Source organism: Singulisphaera photorubra (assembly GCF_045290345.1).
Lineage (GTDB): Bacteria > Planctomycetota > Planctomycetia > Isosphaerales > Isosphaeraceae > Singulisphaera.
In genome coordinates this window covers 10,124,370-10,139,262 of sequence record NZ_CP155447.1, presented here as the reverse complement: position 1 = coordinate 10,139,262, position 14,893 = coordinate 10,124,370, and the positions used below count along the sequence as shown (strand labels likewise).

Sequence of the window (14,893 nt, the reverse complement as noted above, 5' to 3'; positions counted from 1 at the left end):
CGGCGCGGAGTTCGATCTGGGGAGCGACCCGGCGACGTGCGAATGGGTGTCGGAAGACGGGAGTTACAAGCGATGACGATGCGATGGATTGGAACCGGTCGCTCCGCTCGGGGCGCCCCCGGGCCGCGACGTTTGTTCCGACTCCGACCGCTGGGCCTGATCCTGCTTGCCTTGGCGGGACTGGCTCAAACGGGATGCCAATCTGGAATGTCCGGACCCTGCGGCACCAGCGCCTGCGGTGGCGCGTGCAAAGGCGGCGGTCCTTGCAGCTATCTCAAGGGACTTCGCGATCGCGTTTTCAATCGAGGCGCCCGACTCGGCACCCCGATTGGAGCGAGCGTCGTCAGCGGTAGCGGAAACTGCTGTGGGGGAGAAGCTCCCATGAGCATGGGGATGGGGGCGGAAGCCCCGCTCGAGTACGCTGCCCCGGCCATTGTTGCTCCCGGGGGCGCTCCGATTCTGCCCTCGGCTCCCGTCGATAGCACTCCGTCGGATCTTATGCCTCTGCCCATCGAGAAGGAAAGAACACCCTCGGCGACGCCCGAGCCGTCGTCGGGGAGTACGGCTCCCTCGGGAGCCAAGACTTCGGCGGGGCGAGCCAGCTACGAAGCGGGTCGCGCTCGCTATTCACCTGGAGAGAACGTCGCACGAGCGATGGTCTCGACCCCTGAGCCGGCCTCACGGTCGGCCCGGGGGTTCGAATCGAGCTCGGAGAGTTGGCTCGACAACCTCCCCCCGCTCTCGATCCCTCGAGACGAGTCACGCAACGAGCTTCCCGACCCCGCCCCCCCCGCCGAGGAAGTGTCCGCGGTAAAACCGGCCCCCGAACCTGACGTTCGCGCGTCGGCCGAACCTCCGACCCCGGCGGAGATCAGCGTTGCTCCCGGGATCCGGCGGTTCGTTGCCCTCGAGCCCAAGCTCTCGGGGGGAAGCCTCCCGACCCCCGCCGGTCTCGATTGGCTGGCGGAGAAGGGATACAAGACCATTCTCGACCTGCGCGAGACGAGTCAGGTACAGCCCACTTTCATTGAAGAAGTGGCGAGCCGAGGGATGCGCTACGTGGCTTTGCCGGTTGGCCTGAAGAAAATGGATGCGGAACATGTCGCCAGTTTCAATCTCGAAATCTCTTTGTCCGACGCCCGTCCTCTTTATTTCTGTGATACGGATGGAACTCGCTCCGGAGCCCTCTGGTACATCCGTCGCCTGACCGTCGATGGGGTGGATGCCCAGGTCGCCAAGCATGAGGCCGACGAGCTCGGACTCAGCGACCCAGAGTTCTGGGCGGCGACGACCGCCTACCTCGATCGTGTGAAGCCGGCCCAGCCCGCCCCTGCCGCGGCCCCTGCTCCGCTTCCGAGCACCCCGGCTCCCACCGACGCTGTGAAGCCTGCTCCCTCGGCCGCCGCTGAGCCGCAGCCGACTCCGGCTGGCGAACCTCAGCCCGCGACGACATCGCTGCCGCCGGCGACGATTACTGAGGTCGCCCAGAATTCGTACGAATCCCAGCAAACGCTGGATGCCCACCCTCGCGACACCACCGTTTGGCGGACTTGCGCCGCCATGGTGGTCACGGGGTTGGGGGTGCCTCTGGCGTACTGGAGTCGGACATCGCTTGATTCGCTTCGGACAATGACACGGGCCAGTCTGGCGGCACCGGAGCAGACACCGAAAGCACTTCCCCCCGCGTCGGGTGAGTGAACGTCAGTTGTTGGGCGTGGAGGGCGATCCGGGGGCGGTCGTCACTCATTCGGAGCGTACTGACCGCTCCATACTTGCGGTCACCGACGATCGGACATCCTCGCGCGGCGAGCTGCACCCGGATCTGATGGCTCCTTCCCGTGATCGGCCGCAACTCGAGCTGGGTCGTCCGAGGGAACCGTCCGAGCACCCGGAAGGCGAGCCGAGCCTCCTGACCGCCAGGTGTGTTCGGAGGCACGACCCGGACGACGTTCCGCTCTTCATCCTTCCAGAGAGTGTCGTTCCATTCCCCCGAATCCTCGGGGCACGACCCATCGATCACCGCGTGGTAGATCTTCTCGATCGAACCCAAGCGAAACTGCTCGGAGAGCCGGCTGGCGGCCTTGCTCGTCCTCGCCAGGAGAATGATGCCCGAGGTCGGGCGATCGAGGCGATGCACCAGGCCGACGTAGACGTTCCCTGGCTTCTGATACTTCGTTTTGAGGTAGGAGCTCGCCAGGTCGACCAGGCTCAGATCGCCTGTCACGTCTCCCTGGGCGAGCAGCCCCGCCGGTTTGTTCACCGCGAGGCAATGGTTGTCTTCGTAGAGGACGTCGAGGTTCAAGGTGGGGGACTTTCTCACTTTGGTGAGGACTGCCGGTGAACGGCGCGGACCTATTCCAGCCAGCCTAAAATCGTCAGCTTGCCGCGTCGGTCACGCGCTTGACGAGAAGGGTGGCATACGCCCCCTTCGGGAGCTCGAACGAAAGCGTCAGTTTCTTTCTTCTGCGATCCAGCTCGTCGGGGGCGCCGGCGTACTGCAGGTTCTCGGCAAAGAAGAGCGCGGGGCGTGTCCCTTTCGAGAAGAAGACATCCTTGAGATGCTTCACGCGGAGGTTTTCCCAGCTCAAACCGAACTCCGCCACAACTTCCTCGGCGATTTCGCGCATCGGGCCGTCGGGCAACGGAGATCGCGAAGCGGGCAATGGGATCCGGCTGAGGTTCAGGAGCTCGGCCTGCACCGGCTCCAGCCCATGATGGATCGGCAGGGTGGCGACCTTGAAATCGATCGGCACACGCTGATCTTCGCGGGTGTTCCGCTCGATCCAGCGCGCCAGGATCAAGTTCCAGAGATGGCTTTGGAAGGCGGAGAAGTACAGCGATCGCAGCTCCCGGCGCAACCGAGCGAAGGCCCCGCGAAAGTCGGTGGGGTGGTCAACGAGGTAGGTGACCAGGCTTCGGGCATTCGACCGATCGAGCCGGCTCTTGGCTTCGACCCAATTGCCCCACGTCTCGCGGAGAATCGCCTTTTCGGCCTTGGCGGTGGGTCGGTCCGACGGGTTGGGCTCGGCCATCGCCAGTCGAAGGGCGAGCTCGTGGTCGCCGGTCAGCCAGGCCTGTGCGATGAAGCCGCCACCAAAGCCGACCGATCCAAAGCGCTGATCATCGAAATAGTTGGGCAAGCCGTCCCGGGGAATTTCCGCGACCGCCTTCAGCGCCTGGTCGAGCGAGTGCGGTGAGAGGTCACGGAGCACGACGGCAAAGCGGTTCCCCCGAAAGTGGCTGGGGCCGTAAGGTTCGGGAAGTCGGCCCAACGGCTCGAGGTCGAAGCTGGTCTCATGGAGCGGGCGTTCGGGCCCCTCGAAGATCGTGAGATACTGGACCGTCACCGCATGCCGGTCCTTCAGGCCCCCATAACTGATGCGCCTGCCGGGGATGTTCCAGCGGCGACTGATCGCCTCGATGGCCTCGAGCGTGCCCAACCCACGCTTGGTCAGCCGATAATAGACGAATCGACCTCGGGGTTCGCCTTCAGCGACCACGGGCAATTCTTCAACGTGAAAGTCTTCGGGCAGGCGTTTAAGTTTCATGTTCCCGCGATGGCAGGCGATCGGATCGGAGACGCGTCCGGTCTCAAATCGGAACTCGGATCGGAGCGTACAACGATCCTATGCTACCAGGACGGGGGCGAATTCGGCGAGGGCGGGATGCGATGGAATGGTGGGTCAAGAACCGACTGAGTTCACGGCCGACGTGATCCGGTCGGTGTTGTCTTGCATCATCGCGGAGGTCGAGGTGCCCACGGAATTGATTGCGGCGATTACGCCCATTAAAACCAAGGCGAGCATCACGGCGTATTCGACAGCCGTCGGGCCGGCTTCATCCTTGAGCACGGCATGGGCGTAAGAGGCAAGCTTCATTGTGGACCACCTTGATCTACGGGACTCTCCCATTCGAGAGTGTGCTCCGGATTCCTTACGGAGCGCTCAATCGCGAGAAACAATGCCACCCTGACTCCACCTGTCTCACTTGATTAAGCTTATTCCGAAAATGCGTGTCCGTCAAAGCGTGATGATCGGAATTACCAATCTGGCGATAGAATGAATCCTTGAGGAACCCTACTCGCGGAGAAAAATGTCCATGGAGTCACACTCGCATCCACCGCATCACGACCTTCCAGGGCGTAGGTTCCCTGTCCTTCCGATCGTCACTCCAGGGTCGGACCAGGAGGTGCCCGGGTTTGTATTTCCGGGACTGCCGATCGTCACTCCGGATCCCCCGCGACTCTCGCAACGCGAGAAGTACGGGTCGCTCTTCTACGTGGGACTTCTCGGCTTGGCCGTTCTCATCGGTCTGGTCGGTTGGTTCGTCCATGGAGCCTGGACACTCCGTGATGTGTGGTCGAATGTTTATGTCTTGCACGATGAGGGCCGCCCGGAGGTCGAACGCGTGCGGGCGGCCGTCGCGTTGAGTCGTGACGCGCGAGTCAATCAAAGACAGCGGTGGGATATCTGTCTCAGGCCTCCTCTACCCGCACTGGCGCGGTACGTCCTCGCGGAATCGCTGACGGCGGAAGCGGCCTCGGCGGATCCGCGTGGGTATGCGCTGACCATCGCACGAAGCCCGGACTGGCCCGTCTGGCTCCGGCTCCTTCTGACCCGGCCGATGGCCTACGCCGCGGTGGAAGGGATCAAGTTTCCTCCGCTCGCATTGGAGGAGTTGAAGGGGAATCCTGATCGAGGGATTGCGCTCTGGGCCTCGTTCGTTCTGGCGCAAGAGGATTTGAAAACTCAGGCGGGCCGCCCTGAATTGGAGGCTGCGTGCCAGGGTTCAGGATGGGAGCGTGAGTTGGCCTGCCTCCTGCTCGAGGCGACCCGGCTCAAGGAGCGGCCCGATGAGCAGAGGCGGCTTCTCGACCAGGCCACCGCTTGGCTTCGACTCCACCATCCCGAGAGCAGGGCGCTCTGGATGCAACCGAACAAGTCCGACGATCAGCATAAATGAGCGTTGTTTGATGTTGAGCTCGGCTGGTTGCTTGAACGGGATGGTTGAGGCGAGACACGTTGAGAACGGGGAAACGATCTGCTTCTGATGGATCCGGAACACCCCGTGCAACCGGCGGCCGAGCAACAAGGCCTTATGGACGTAGGAGCAGAACCCACGATCCCCTCGCACGAGGTCGCCGGGTTCCAACTCCCGCGAGATCGCCCGCGACCTGCGACATCTCGTGGCTTCGCAACGGAGCCGGTATCGAGCGGAGCAGCATCCCGGTCGTGGGATCGAACATCGCCAGCCACTTGGCTACGGGGAAACCGCAGCCCTTCTTCTGGTTGCCGGGCTGGCCGAAGTGGCGTTGCAACTCGGGCTCGTCGGGCATGAAGAAGCTGGAGCCGTCGACGATTCAGATAAATGGAAATGATATTCGTTGTTATCTGGATCCTGGCATCAAAATCCGATAAATTCCTTGGATTCACCCAGGAGACCCAACAATAGTCTGCGAAAGAAGAGGACATGCATTGCAATCTCAAGGTCGCAAAGCATGTCCTTTTCGTCCCGGGCCTTACAGGAGATGTGAGGGTTGCGCGGTAAGTCCGCATCAAGTTGATATTCACCTGGTCGAGCTGGTTCGATCAGGTGAATGCAGCAATTGAGCCATCAACAGTCATCCCGAGCATGCCTATTGAACTCTCGCATCGACCGAGCCCATTTCTGCATCGAACATGAGTGCTTTGAGGAAGGACAGTGATGAAGAATTTTCTGCTATATGGGAACTTTGTTTTTATTTTAGGATGCGGAACTGATGTTATTGAACGACATCAGCAGATTCTTGCGATCAATAGAATTGACGACATGAGAATATCTGAATGCGCGCAGATCAGCACTCGGTTCGCGTTGAGACTCTACCAATCGCTGCCTAATTCCGGTCAGAATGTCGCATTTTCACCACTGGGTGTCATGTCCGTGGTGGGTGTTCTCAAGACAGGGGCTCGCGGCGACACGGCAGCCCAACTCAGTTCCGTATTGCACCCGGATATTCCCGGAATTCATCTGGACGATGCACTCGCGGCAACGGTCGCCTACCTGGCCGATAACTCCAAGGATTTCACGGGCACTTTCGACAAGGTTAACAAGAACGATTCAATGTTCAGCGTTTCCAATGCGATCTGGGTGCCCGATGGATCTCAAATCAGACCAGAAGTAGAATCAGTACTCAAAACCAAATACTTTTGCAATTTGTTCGACAATAAAGCAGGTAAAAGCAAACATTTCAATGAGTGGGTTAATGCCAACACTTCAAGAAAACGCGTGTTTTCGAAGGAAAGAGAAGGCCACTCGCCACACTTGGGACTGACCTTGGCCAACTCGATCAACTTTCGCATGAAATGGCTGGATCAATTTGAGGAGGCCGAGACCAAAGATGGATCGTTTTTCGTGGCTGCAGGCAAGGTAGTCAAGACGTCGATGATGTATCAGACCACGCGTTCCTTCCGGATCGGGAGGGGGCCGGGGTTGAGAGTGCTCGAGATGCCCTATATCGGTAAAAAATTCTCGCTGCTGGTGATCCTCCCCGATCGGCCGGATGGCTTGCCGGAGTTAGAAAAGGCGCTCACCATCGATCACTTGTCACAGTGGATCTCGAGCCTCCAACCCAAGGAAGTCGCTGTCGGTTTGCCGAAATTCAGCATCTCCGTACAGAATCAGCTTGGCGATGCGCTTCGTACCATGGGATTGACTTTGCCTTTCGGCGAATTCGCAGACTTCTCTGGGTTTTATGCTCAGCTAAAGGGTTATTCTGTGTCCGAGGTTGTCCATATTGCTTCAATTGACATGAATGAGCAGGGCACGGATGCGGCGGCGGTAACCTACTTGACGGTTTCCGGTGATGATATGGATTCCCAAGAAGTCTTTTACGCAGACCATCCCTTCCTCTATATTATTCGCGATAATCACTACGGGAATCTAATTTTCATGGGGGCTCTTAAAGATCCTGGACGGGACCATAATGAGTAGAGAAAATCAAAGGTGACATTAATCTTAAAGCGAGCAAAGGTGGAAATAGTTGAATGCCACGAAGATATTCTAGAAGTTCTTCGTCGGCAACGACTTGCGTGGCAAAAGGGCAAGGACATGCATTGTACTCTGGATCCTGGCATCAGAATCTGATAAATTCCTCGGATTCACCCAGGGTACCCAACAATGACGATCGCTCGCGCTCATCTCGTCGACTCCGTCGTCGCACGTTGGTATCGCTGCGTCACGCGATGCGTCCGACGCGCCTTCTTGCTCGGAGAAGGCGGCTCTGACCGGAAGTTGTGGATCGAAAACCGGCTTCAGGAGTTGGCGGGCCTCTTCTCCATCGCTGTCGGCGGGTTCGCCGTGCTCGACAATCACCTCCGTGTCCTGGTCCGACTCGACCTGCAACGCGCCGAAGCCTGGTCGGACGAGGAGGTCGTACGTCGCTGGGGACGGCTCTTTCCCCCGCGTGATCAGGCACGACAGCCACTTGAGGTCTCCCAGGCCTGGGTCGAAGGGCGGCTCAAGGACGAAGGCTGGGTGGCTACCGCACGCCAGCGATTGCAGAGCTTGAGTTGGTTCATGAAGTGCCTCAAGGAACCGCTGGCGCGGCTGGTCAATCGCGAGGAAGGGGCGCGCGGGGCGTTCTTGAAGGGTCGCTCATACTACCTCCATTCTCCTTGTTTGACGAATTGAAAGGCACCAGTGCCTCGGGCTGGCACAGAGACGCGCCACGGCAAAACAACTATCGGCCGAATTGAGTAATCACAGCATTCAAGAATGCTGATAATAGTTCCAGCCTTCAAACGGGCTCTCCATCGAGGTCTGCAGGATAGTGCCGGCCCTTGCGACTCAACGCGACTCTGCATTCGAGTCGTTTCAGTTCCCGTTCGTCAGCGTGAAGAATCCAAACGCCGTCAAACGGCCGCTCAAGCGCCTGCACCCATCCGCATCGTACCCAATCTTTCAACTTCTTCACTCGGATTCCCAGCCGCTCTGCCAGCGCGTCCGCCGACCATTGCGGCGGTTGTGGGCCCGACGCGTTTTCGCCTTCCGCCTGCCCCGCCAGACGCGGAAACAGTGAGCGGACCACGTCGGCCGTGAACGCTCCTCGTTGTTTCGGCGTCCGGAAGCCTTCCGCATTGAGCTGCTCGGCGATCCGCGGCGCCCGCCAACCGGCCCCGCGCAGCGCACCAAGGCGAGCCAGCAATTCCTCATAATTGTCGAGTTGCTTATATGCAAACACTGCGCGGCATAGCTCGTGCCGGCTCTCAAAGCCTCCCGCCCATCGGATCGCCACTGCTGTCTGCTGCCCCGTGCCACTCCTGGTGACCTCAACCCGCTCGATCAGGCAGCGCAACATCTCCTTCCGTTCGCCAGCAGTCGTTTCCGGCGCGTGCCAGAGCATGGGGATATCGTGACTCAACGCTTCCAGCACGCACCGCTCCACAGCCCCTAACTTGATCAACTCCTCGTGCTCCAACCGATCGCAAGCATCCTGGGCCGCGCTCTGGTGCTTGAGGGCCGCTTCCCAGTTCGCTTCCAGGGTGCGGGCCACGAGCCGATTCTCTGGCTCGACCGCCTGGTATTGACGCTCGGCACGCTTCGCCTCGTAGGTGGCACGTTCCAGGTTCTGCCGCAGTTGCGTCCCGTGCTGCCGGCGTTGCTCGCTCGCGTGCTCGATGGCGCACAAGCTGAGCTCGATCGCTGCCGGCGAGAGCGCTTGCAGAAGCTGCTGGGTGACGAGTTCGTCGAGGCCCCGCGCAGGGAGACCGCCACAGACTTCGTCAGTCGCCGCGAATCGCCGCCGCGTGCAGGAGTAGCGACCTTGACGGATCGTTCGATATTCGACCAGCATCTTGCGGCCGCAGCGCCCACAGTAGAGCAAGCCGGCCAACAGCGCCGAGCCGCCGCCAGGCGTTCCCTTCGTTGTCGGCCGGCGCTGGTTTTCGAGCAACAGCGATTGGTTCGCCTGATACTGCTCCCAGGTGATGTAAGCCGCGACGCGGTCGTGCAACAGAACGGTCCATTCCTCGGACGGACAGTGGTGGCGGCTCTCGGTCATCCGACCCGTGGGATCGACGTGGGTCTGCGTCTGGCGCCGTCCCCATGAGTACGCACCGGCGTAAAGCGGATGATGCAGCGCCGTGCTCACGATTGTCTCCGTGGCCGGGCGCCACGCGAGCTGGCCGGCGCTGTCGCGCCTTGGCAGTTTCACGTCGTGCCGCCGCAGGTCCCGCACCACGGCGTAAGCGGTTCCCAGCTCCAGGAACGCATCGAAGAGCCGTTGGACCGCGGCACGGACTTGCTCGTCAGGATCGAGCGTGACGGCGCCGTCCGGCAAGAGCACGTAGCCCCACGGCACGGAATGAAACAGCTCGCCGCGCTCCGCCTTGTTTCGCCGGCCCCGCTCCAGCCTCAATTTCATCACATGGAGTTCCATTTCACTCATAATACCTTTCATTCCAAGAATCAAGCGATCGTTAATGTCACTGGGATCATAGATGCCGTCTTCGTCGGCCAGCAACACGTCGCGAACAGCACAGAGATCGAAGAGATTATGCCAGTCCCGGCTGTTCCGCGCCAGGCGGCTCATCTCCAGGGCCAGAACCAGCCCCACGCGGTCCTGCGCCACGTCGGCCAACAGCCGCTGGAACCCGTGGCGGTCTTCCGAACCGCGGCCGCTGAGCCCGAGGTCTTGGTCAATCACCACGACGTTTGACGCCGGCCAGCCCAGGTCCACGGCGCGGTCCCGCAGCGCGTATTGCCGCGCGAGCGACTCGCCGTTTTCGACCATCTGGCGGGGATTGGACTGACGTATGTAGACATTGGCCTGGCGTTGCAAGTGGCACGGCCTCGTCTTGGATGACCCCCGTGGGACGGCCGTGGTCGAGACAGGACTGCGAGCCTTGCGGGACGGGACTGGGGACTGTTCAAGGGCGCTCATCGGCCACCTCCCTTCGCGCGAGGTGACCGACAACGATTCTCGCCAGGCAGCGTAGCGTCTTCCGCTGCACCTGTTCCGGCATCACCGTCCACAGACGTGCCAGTTCGACCTGTTTGGCCGACGCTTTGCGCGGGGGGGGGCACCGACAGAATTTTTGATGAACATGACTCTGTTTCGTGTTCGACACCCTGCTGACGTTGCCGTCGCCACGCGGCGAGCCTTTGTAACGCCGTAAGTGAGACAACTACCGCATCAGCCCCTGATCGGCAATCTGCGATTTTGGGGGTATTGTGTCGGGCCGTTCTTCGAGGGGCGGTACAAGAGCGTGGCGATCCTCGATGAAGAGGCGTTGCTGGCGACGTGCGCGTACATCGACCTGAACCCGGTCGCGGCGGGCCTCGTGGCAGTACCGGAGGCGGGTGAGCACACCTCGATCAAGCAGCGGGTCGAACACGTTGAGGAACAAGGGCGTGTCGAGACGCTCAAGGCCGCCGAGTCGGGGAGCGTGGCCGCGCAGGCGGTATCCTCCGGTCTGGAGGAGTCGCTCTGGCTCTGTCCGATCGAGGATCGCCGCGGCTTGGACTCGACGCGCGAGGGGATGGTCGAGGGCTTCACGCTGGGGAACTACCTGTTACTCGTCGAATACACGGGCCGGCTGTTCCGGGAAGGCAAGGCGTCGATCTCTGGCGAGCTTGCCGGGGTGTTCGCTCGGTTGGGGAGCGATGGAGCGTCGTGGTCGGCGCGGCTATTGAAGCTGAGTCGTGGCCGGTTGCTGGGCCGCTACTTCGCCTCGAGTCGGCAGCGTTTGCGTGAGGTGGCCGACCGCCTGGGACTGCATCACCTGGCGAACCTGGGGGGTTGTCCGGCCCGTAGCTAAGACCGTGACGGTTTGCCGGGCGAGCCCACAGCCGTCATTTCCCTCCCGAACCCCGGGTGGGGGGGGCCGAGCGGGGTTGATCGGTTCAACGTCGTCCCTCCCTTACCGTCGAGTGCTGCGCGAGCGCAAGATGGACCGGCCTGTCCTCAGTGGTGCCCTGCGGTCGGTAGCCAGAGTGCGAATCCGGCAAAAGGCGGGATCGAGTCGCCGGGGCAGTCCGTGCGTGCGAACGGGTTGAAATCTCGCGACGCAACGTTCGTTCCGACGATCTAACATCACTCAGGCCAGCACTGCAATGCATGTCCTTGCTGTTAAAGAAAATTATCTGAAGGACCAAATCGACCTCGTGAAAGCGGGATTAAAAAAAGAGATGAGGCCGCCGGGTTACAAGAGAGAACCCTTGGGTATCTACCGTGCGGAGGCTGCAGAGGAAATCGTGATCAAACGACTAATCCTCAAAGACTACGCCTCTTGGCTGTCGCCAAGTGATCGAATTTTCATCGAGAAACAGATCGGTGTTCTTATGATATGGGGCAAACTCTATGACTATTGACCCGGAGCAGCTAATCGCGAGGACCGACCCGAAGTGTTTGATTCTTGTCATGGACACTTCTGGAGAAGTCTACGACTCGCCAGCCTTCGGTCGTCTCTATGGTCTGAACGCTCAACGCTTCGACGAGTACTTCGTCGTCAACGTGGCCCTCGACGAGGGCGGCCGGTTCAGGGCGGTGACTGCGTTCGGGACGTTTCCCGTCGATCACCCGGACATCGAGAGGGGCCACCGTTTTTCTAAAGGCAGTTGGTGGTCGACTTCCGATCTCGCACGGTATCCCAAGCCGCCATTCCTGCTAACGGATGATACAACGTTTCATTTGGTCTATCACGGCACCGTAACGTTGCTCCCTGTGCAGGATATGGCGGATATGATTCGGGGACAATCTGAATACTACGGCGAGTACGATATTCCCATTGTGGCGAACCGGTGGTTTGGGATGGTCCGCGTCGTCGATCGGGACACCGACCACGCCCAACTCTGGGCGTTCTCAAACCAGGAACTGACTCTTTCCGAAAGGATCGATGACCTCCGCTGTGCGAGCGGGAATGATGGCGACGAATTCGGGTCGATTGTCATCCCCCCGGATGTCTGCGAGCCTGCGAAATGAGGAGACCGAAAGTGGCTCAATCGACTAGGGTTCACGCTTTTATGGATGCAGCGGAAATTTGCTAGGCTCGGTGCACATGCTGGCGATCATGGGTCTGCGAGAAAGGGGTCAGGAGCCAGGCCAGCACGCATTTTGAGCAAGCAGGGCAAATTGTAGCTCTTTCGCCCTGAGCGATTTGTTTGTATGCCTTTCTTGGGAGACTTCATCGACAACGGCGCACAGCGGGTCAATCATCGCGGACATCCAGCGGATCGGCGTGGACGAGATCAATCGGCATTTCGCGGAGCTTGAGGGCCCTCGCTCCACCATCAATCGGCATTCTCCTCTGAGCAGCGTCATCGTCAGTACCCTGATGGCGGTACTGGCCGGCGCCGCCGGGTCGACCGCGATCGCCAAGCGGGCCGCCCTCAAGGAGGAACTGCTCGTCAGGACCCTGGATTTGCCCCATGGGGTCCCCCGAAGGGCAAGGACATGCATTGCACTCTGGATCCTGGCATCAGAATCTGATAAATTCCTCGGATTCACCCAGGAGACCCAACAATGACGATCGCTCGCGCTCATCTCGTCGACCCCGACGTCGCACGTTGGTATCACTGCGTCACGCGATGCGTCCGACGCGCCTTCTTGCTCGGAGAAGGCGGCTCTGACCGGAAGTTGTGGATCGAAAACCGGCTTCAGGAGTTGGCGGGCCTCTTCTCCATCGCCGTCGGCGGGTTCGCCGTGCTCGACAATCACCTCCATGTCCTGGTCCGACTCGACCCGCAACGCGCCGAAGCCTGGTCGGACGAGGAGGTCGTACGTCGCTGGGGACGGCTCTTTCCCCCGCGTGATCAGGCACGACAGCCACTTGAGGTCTCCCAGGCCTGGGTCGAAGGGCGGCTCAAGGACGAAGGCTGGGTGGCTACCGCACGCCAGCGATTGCAGAGCCTGAGTTGGTTTATGGAGAAAAGAAGAGGACATGCATTGCAATCTCAAGGTCGCATTGCCTGTCCTCTTCGTCCCACCTCTTTTCGTCCCACCGATCGCTCCTCTAATCTCATCCAGTTCCATCAGTCCTCCTCCTTCCTCCGCGTTCTCCGCGTCTCCGCGTGAGTCACCCGAGCGAGCGATAACCTGCCTCATGGATCACCTCCGGCTTGCCCCTGGTTCACGCGGAGACGCGGAGAGAGCGAGGGGGGGGAGGTTGTTGACTTTTAATCGATGTATTCATAATTGCCAATGCGGTCTCGTTAAGTTTCATCAATTCTCCTCCTCCACGTTCTCCGCGTGAGTCATCCGGACTAATTCAGGGGTCAGGAGCCGATACGGCCGTATCGGCTCCTGACCCTTTGAATTCACCGGCTCCTGACCCTTTGAATTCACTGACCCTTTGAATTTACCCTAAGTCATCCGTCACAATCTTGCCATTTTCGATATTGCCCATGCGGAGAATCGCGATCGCTCCCTCCGCTTCGAGTGAGTCTGAGATCCCATAATCGACCGATGAAAATGCTCTTTTCAACAGGCAGGGCGGGAAAAAGGGGAACGGTGTCTTCGCCTCGCTCACTTCGAGGGGAATTGGAGAAGTGCCAGGCGCGCCCAGTTCAGGGCGTGCTTGGCAGCTCGTCGCTGAATGATCTCACGGGGTTGTTCGGGGCCGATTTCGAGCTTGCGAGTCTGGACCTTTCCGTCGGGGGTCGCCAAGCCGAGGTAGACGAGACCGACCGGTTTCTCGGGTGTTCCTCCCGTCGGGCCGGCAACGCCCGTTGCGCTCACGCCAATCGTCGCGTGAAATCGATCGCGAACTCCGATGGCCATGGCCTCGGCGACTTCGCTGCTGACCGCGCCATGAGCCTCCAGCAGTGAGGCAGGGACGCCCAGGAGTTCCTGCTTCGCTTGATTGGCGTAGGAAACGACTCCGCCGGGGAAATACGCACTGACGCCAGGCTGAGCCGTGATCATCTGGGCGATCAGGCCCCCGGTGCACGACTCGGCCGTGGCCAGGGTGGAGCCGGTCCGGACGAGTTGAGCGAGGAGTGCCTCGGCGACATCCGCGGTCCCTTCACCGACGATCAACTCGGCGAACCGTTCGCGAATCAGGTCCAGGGTCGGCCCCATCACGCGCCGAGCCTCGGCCTCGGTCGGTGCTTCGGCCGAAATCCGAAAGCTGATGGTGGCGTCATGGGCGGTGATGCCGACTTCGGGGACGCGTCCCCGGGTCGTCAGATCCAGCGCGGCGGCCTCGACGTCCGACTCCCCACGACCGAACAGGTTGATCTTGTGGTGGAGGATGACGCGTCCGCCCGAGGCGAATTGACTGAGCCGAGGGCGGACCTGTTCGTCGTACATGATCCGCAATTCGGAGGGGACACCGGGCAAGCAGACCACGATGGCCTGGCCCACCCGCATCCAAATTCCGGGGGCCGTACCGACCCGGTTTGGCACCATCTCGGCCCCTTGAGGAAAGAGGGCCTGCACCCGGTTTCGCTCGGCCATGGGCCGACTTCGCCGCGCGAACATCGCCGCGATCGCATCCAGAGCTTCGGCATTTTCGAGCAGGGGAACTCCGGCGACTCGGGCCAGGGCCTCTCGGGTCAAGTCATCCTGAGTGGGGCCGAGGCCGCCGCTGATCAGGATGAGGTCCGCGTGCGCAATCGCGTTTCGGAAGGCTTCGACGTCCTCGTCCAGGTCGTCGCCCAGCGTGGTGTGAAAGTGAACCGGGATGCCCAGAGCGCTGAGTTCCCGGCTGAGCCACTGGCTATTGGTATCGAGGCTTTGCCCACTGACGAGCTCGCTGCCGATCGCAATGATTTCCGCCTTCATTCCTCACCTTTTGTGCCTGAGCGGGAGCCGATCTCATGCGATTTCCGCGTCGGCGGCGTTCCCTTTTGAAATTGCTACTGTCTTGTCTGTATGCTTGGATTCGTCGGGAGGGCTGGGTCGCCGGCTTCCGGA

The 14,893-nt window shown here is 60.6% G+C and carries 14 protein-coding genes and 1 pseudogene; 9 read left to right on the top strand and 6 right to left on the bottom strand.

Features of this window, described 5'->3' with window-relative positions:
- Positions 1-42 precede the first annotated feature (42 nt).
- A pseudogene (locus V5E97_RS37905) lies at positions 43-1,128 on the top strand (fused DSP-PTPase phosphatase/NAD kinase-like protein); the annotation flags it as partial.
- Between the two features lie 439 nt (positions 1,129-1,567).
- Here the strand turns inward: V5E97_RS37905 and V5E97_RS37900 are convergent.
- The 3 genes from V5E97_RS37900 to V5E97_RS37890 all read right to left on the bottom strand — a co-directional run bounded on the left by V5E97_RS37900 (position 1,568) and on the right by V5E97_RS37890 (position 3,878).
- A complete protein-coding gene (locus tag V5E97_RS37900) occupies positions 1,568-2,302 on the bottom strand; it encodes an RluA family pseudouridine synthase (RefSeq protein ID WP_406696730.1) in 735 nt (244 codons plus the stop codon).
- Between the two features lie 73 nt (positions 2,303-2,375).
- Positions 2,376-3,548: a tRNA pseudouridine(13) synthase TruD gene (gene truD, locus V5E97_RS37895; protein ID WP_406696729.1), complete on the bottom strand. Its 1,173-nt coding sequence runs from the start codon at positions 3,546-3,548 to the stop codon at positions 2,376-2,378.
- 135 nt (positions 3,549-3,683) lie between these two features.
- Positions 3,684-3,878: a Flp family type IVb pilin gene (locus V5E97_RS37890; protein WP_406696727.1), complete on the bottom strand. Its 195-nt coding sequence runs from the start codon at positions 3,876-3,878 to the stop codon at positions 3,684-3,686.
- A gap of 220 nt (positions 3,879-4,098) precedes the next feature.
- Here V5E97_RS37890 and V5E97_RS37885 point away from each other — a divergent pair, with 220 nt between their 5' ends.
- A complete protein-coding gene (locus V5E97_RS37885) occupies positions 4,099-4,962 on the top strand; it encodes a hypothetical protein (protein WP_406696726.1) in 864 nt (287 codons plus the stop codon).
- Between the two features lie 133 nt (positions 4,963-5,095).
- Here V5E97_RS37885 and V5E97_RS37880 read toward each other — a convergent pair whose 3' ends face one another.
- A complete protein-coding gene (locus V5E97_RS37880; protein ID WP_406696725.1) occupies positions 5,096-5,335 on the bottom strand; it encodes a hypothetical protein in 240 nt (79 codons plus the stop codon).
- A gap of 368 nt (positions 5,336-5,703) precedes the next feature.
- On the opposite strand from V5E97_RS37880, the gene V5E97_RS37875 reads away from it, so the two are divergent.
- Both V5E97_RS37875 and V5E97_RS37870 read left to right on the top strand, forming a co-directional pair.
- Positions 5,704-6,969, top strand: coding sequence for a serpin family protein (locus tag V5E97_RS37875; RefSeq protein WP_406696724.1), 1,266 nt, complete (start codon positions 5,704-5,706; stop codon positions 6,967-6,969).
- Between the two features lie 186 nt (positions 6,970-7,155).
- Positions 7,156-7,668 (top strand): hypothetical protein, encoded by a 513-nt coding sequence (locus V5E97_RS37870; RefSeq protein ID WP_406696723.1) that lies wholly within the window; start codon positions 7,156-7,158, stop codon positions 7,666-7,668.
- 106 nt (positions 7,669-7,774) lie between these two features.
- Here the strand turns inward: V5E97_RS37870 and V5E97_RS37865 are convergent, their stop codons facing one another.
- Positions 7,775-9,919: a recombinase family protein gene (locus tag V5E97_RS37865; protein WP_406696722.1), complete on the bottom strand. Its 2,145-nt coding sequence runs from the start codon at positions 9,917-9,919 to the stop codon at positions 7,775-7,777.
- A 325-nt stretch (positions 9,920-10,244) separates the two neighbouring features.
- Here V5E97_RS37865 and V5E97_RS37860 point away from each other — a divergent pair, with 325 nt between their 5' ends.
- From V5E97_RS37860 to V5E97_RS37840, 5 genes are all read left to right on the top strand, one after another.
- Positions 10,245-10,796 (top strand): hypothetical protein, encoded by a 552-nt coding sequence (locus V5E97_RS37860; protein ID WP_406696721.1) that lies wholly within the window; start codon positions 10,245-10,247, stop codon positions 10,794-10,796.
- A 295-nt stretch (positions 10,797-11,091) separates the two neighbouring features.
- Positions 11,092-11,349: a hypothetical protein gene (locus tag V5E97_RS37855; RefSeq protein ID WP_406696720.1), complete on the top strand. Its 258-nt coding sequence runs from the start codon at positions 11,092-11,094 to the stop codon at positions 11,347-11,349.
- Positions 11,350-11,398: 49 nt separating this feature from the next.
- Positions 11,399-11,959: a hypothetical protein gene (locus V5E97_RS37850; protein WP_406696719.1), complete on the top strand. Its 561-nt coding sequence runs from the start codon at positions 11,399-11,401 to the stop codon at positions 11,957-11,959.
- 256 nt (positions 11,960-12,215) lie between these two features.
- Positions 12,216-12,503, top strand: coding sequence for a transposase family protein (locus V5E97_RS37845; protein WP_406696718.1), 288 nt, complete (start codon positions 12,216-12,218; stop codon positions 12,501-12,503).
- Positions 12,500-13,051 carry a hypothetical protein gene (locus V5E97_RS37840; RefSeq protein ID WP_406696717.1) on the top strand — a complete coding sequence of 184 codons (552 nt, stop codon included), beginning with the start codon at positions 12,500-12,502 and terminating at the stop codon, positions 13,049-13,051. The genes V5E97_RS37845 and V5E97_RS37840 overlap by 4 nt, the downstream gene beginning before the upstream one ends.
- Positions 13,052-13,501: 450 nt before the next feature.
- On the opposite strand, the gene V5E97_RS37835 is transcribed toward V5E97_RS37840, so the two are convergent.
- On the bottom strand, positions 13,502-14,761 hold the full coding sequence (locus V5E97_RS37835; protein ID WP_406696716.1) for a competence/damage-inducible protein A: 1,260 nt from the start codon (positions 14,759-14,761) through the stop codon (positions 13,502-13,504).
- Positions 14,762-14,893 lie beyond the last annotated feature (132 nt).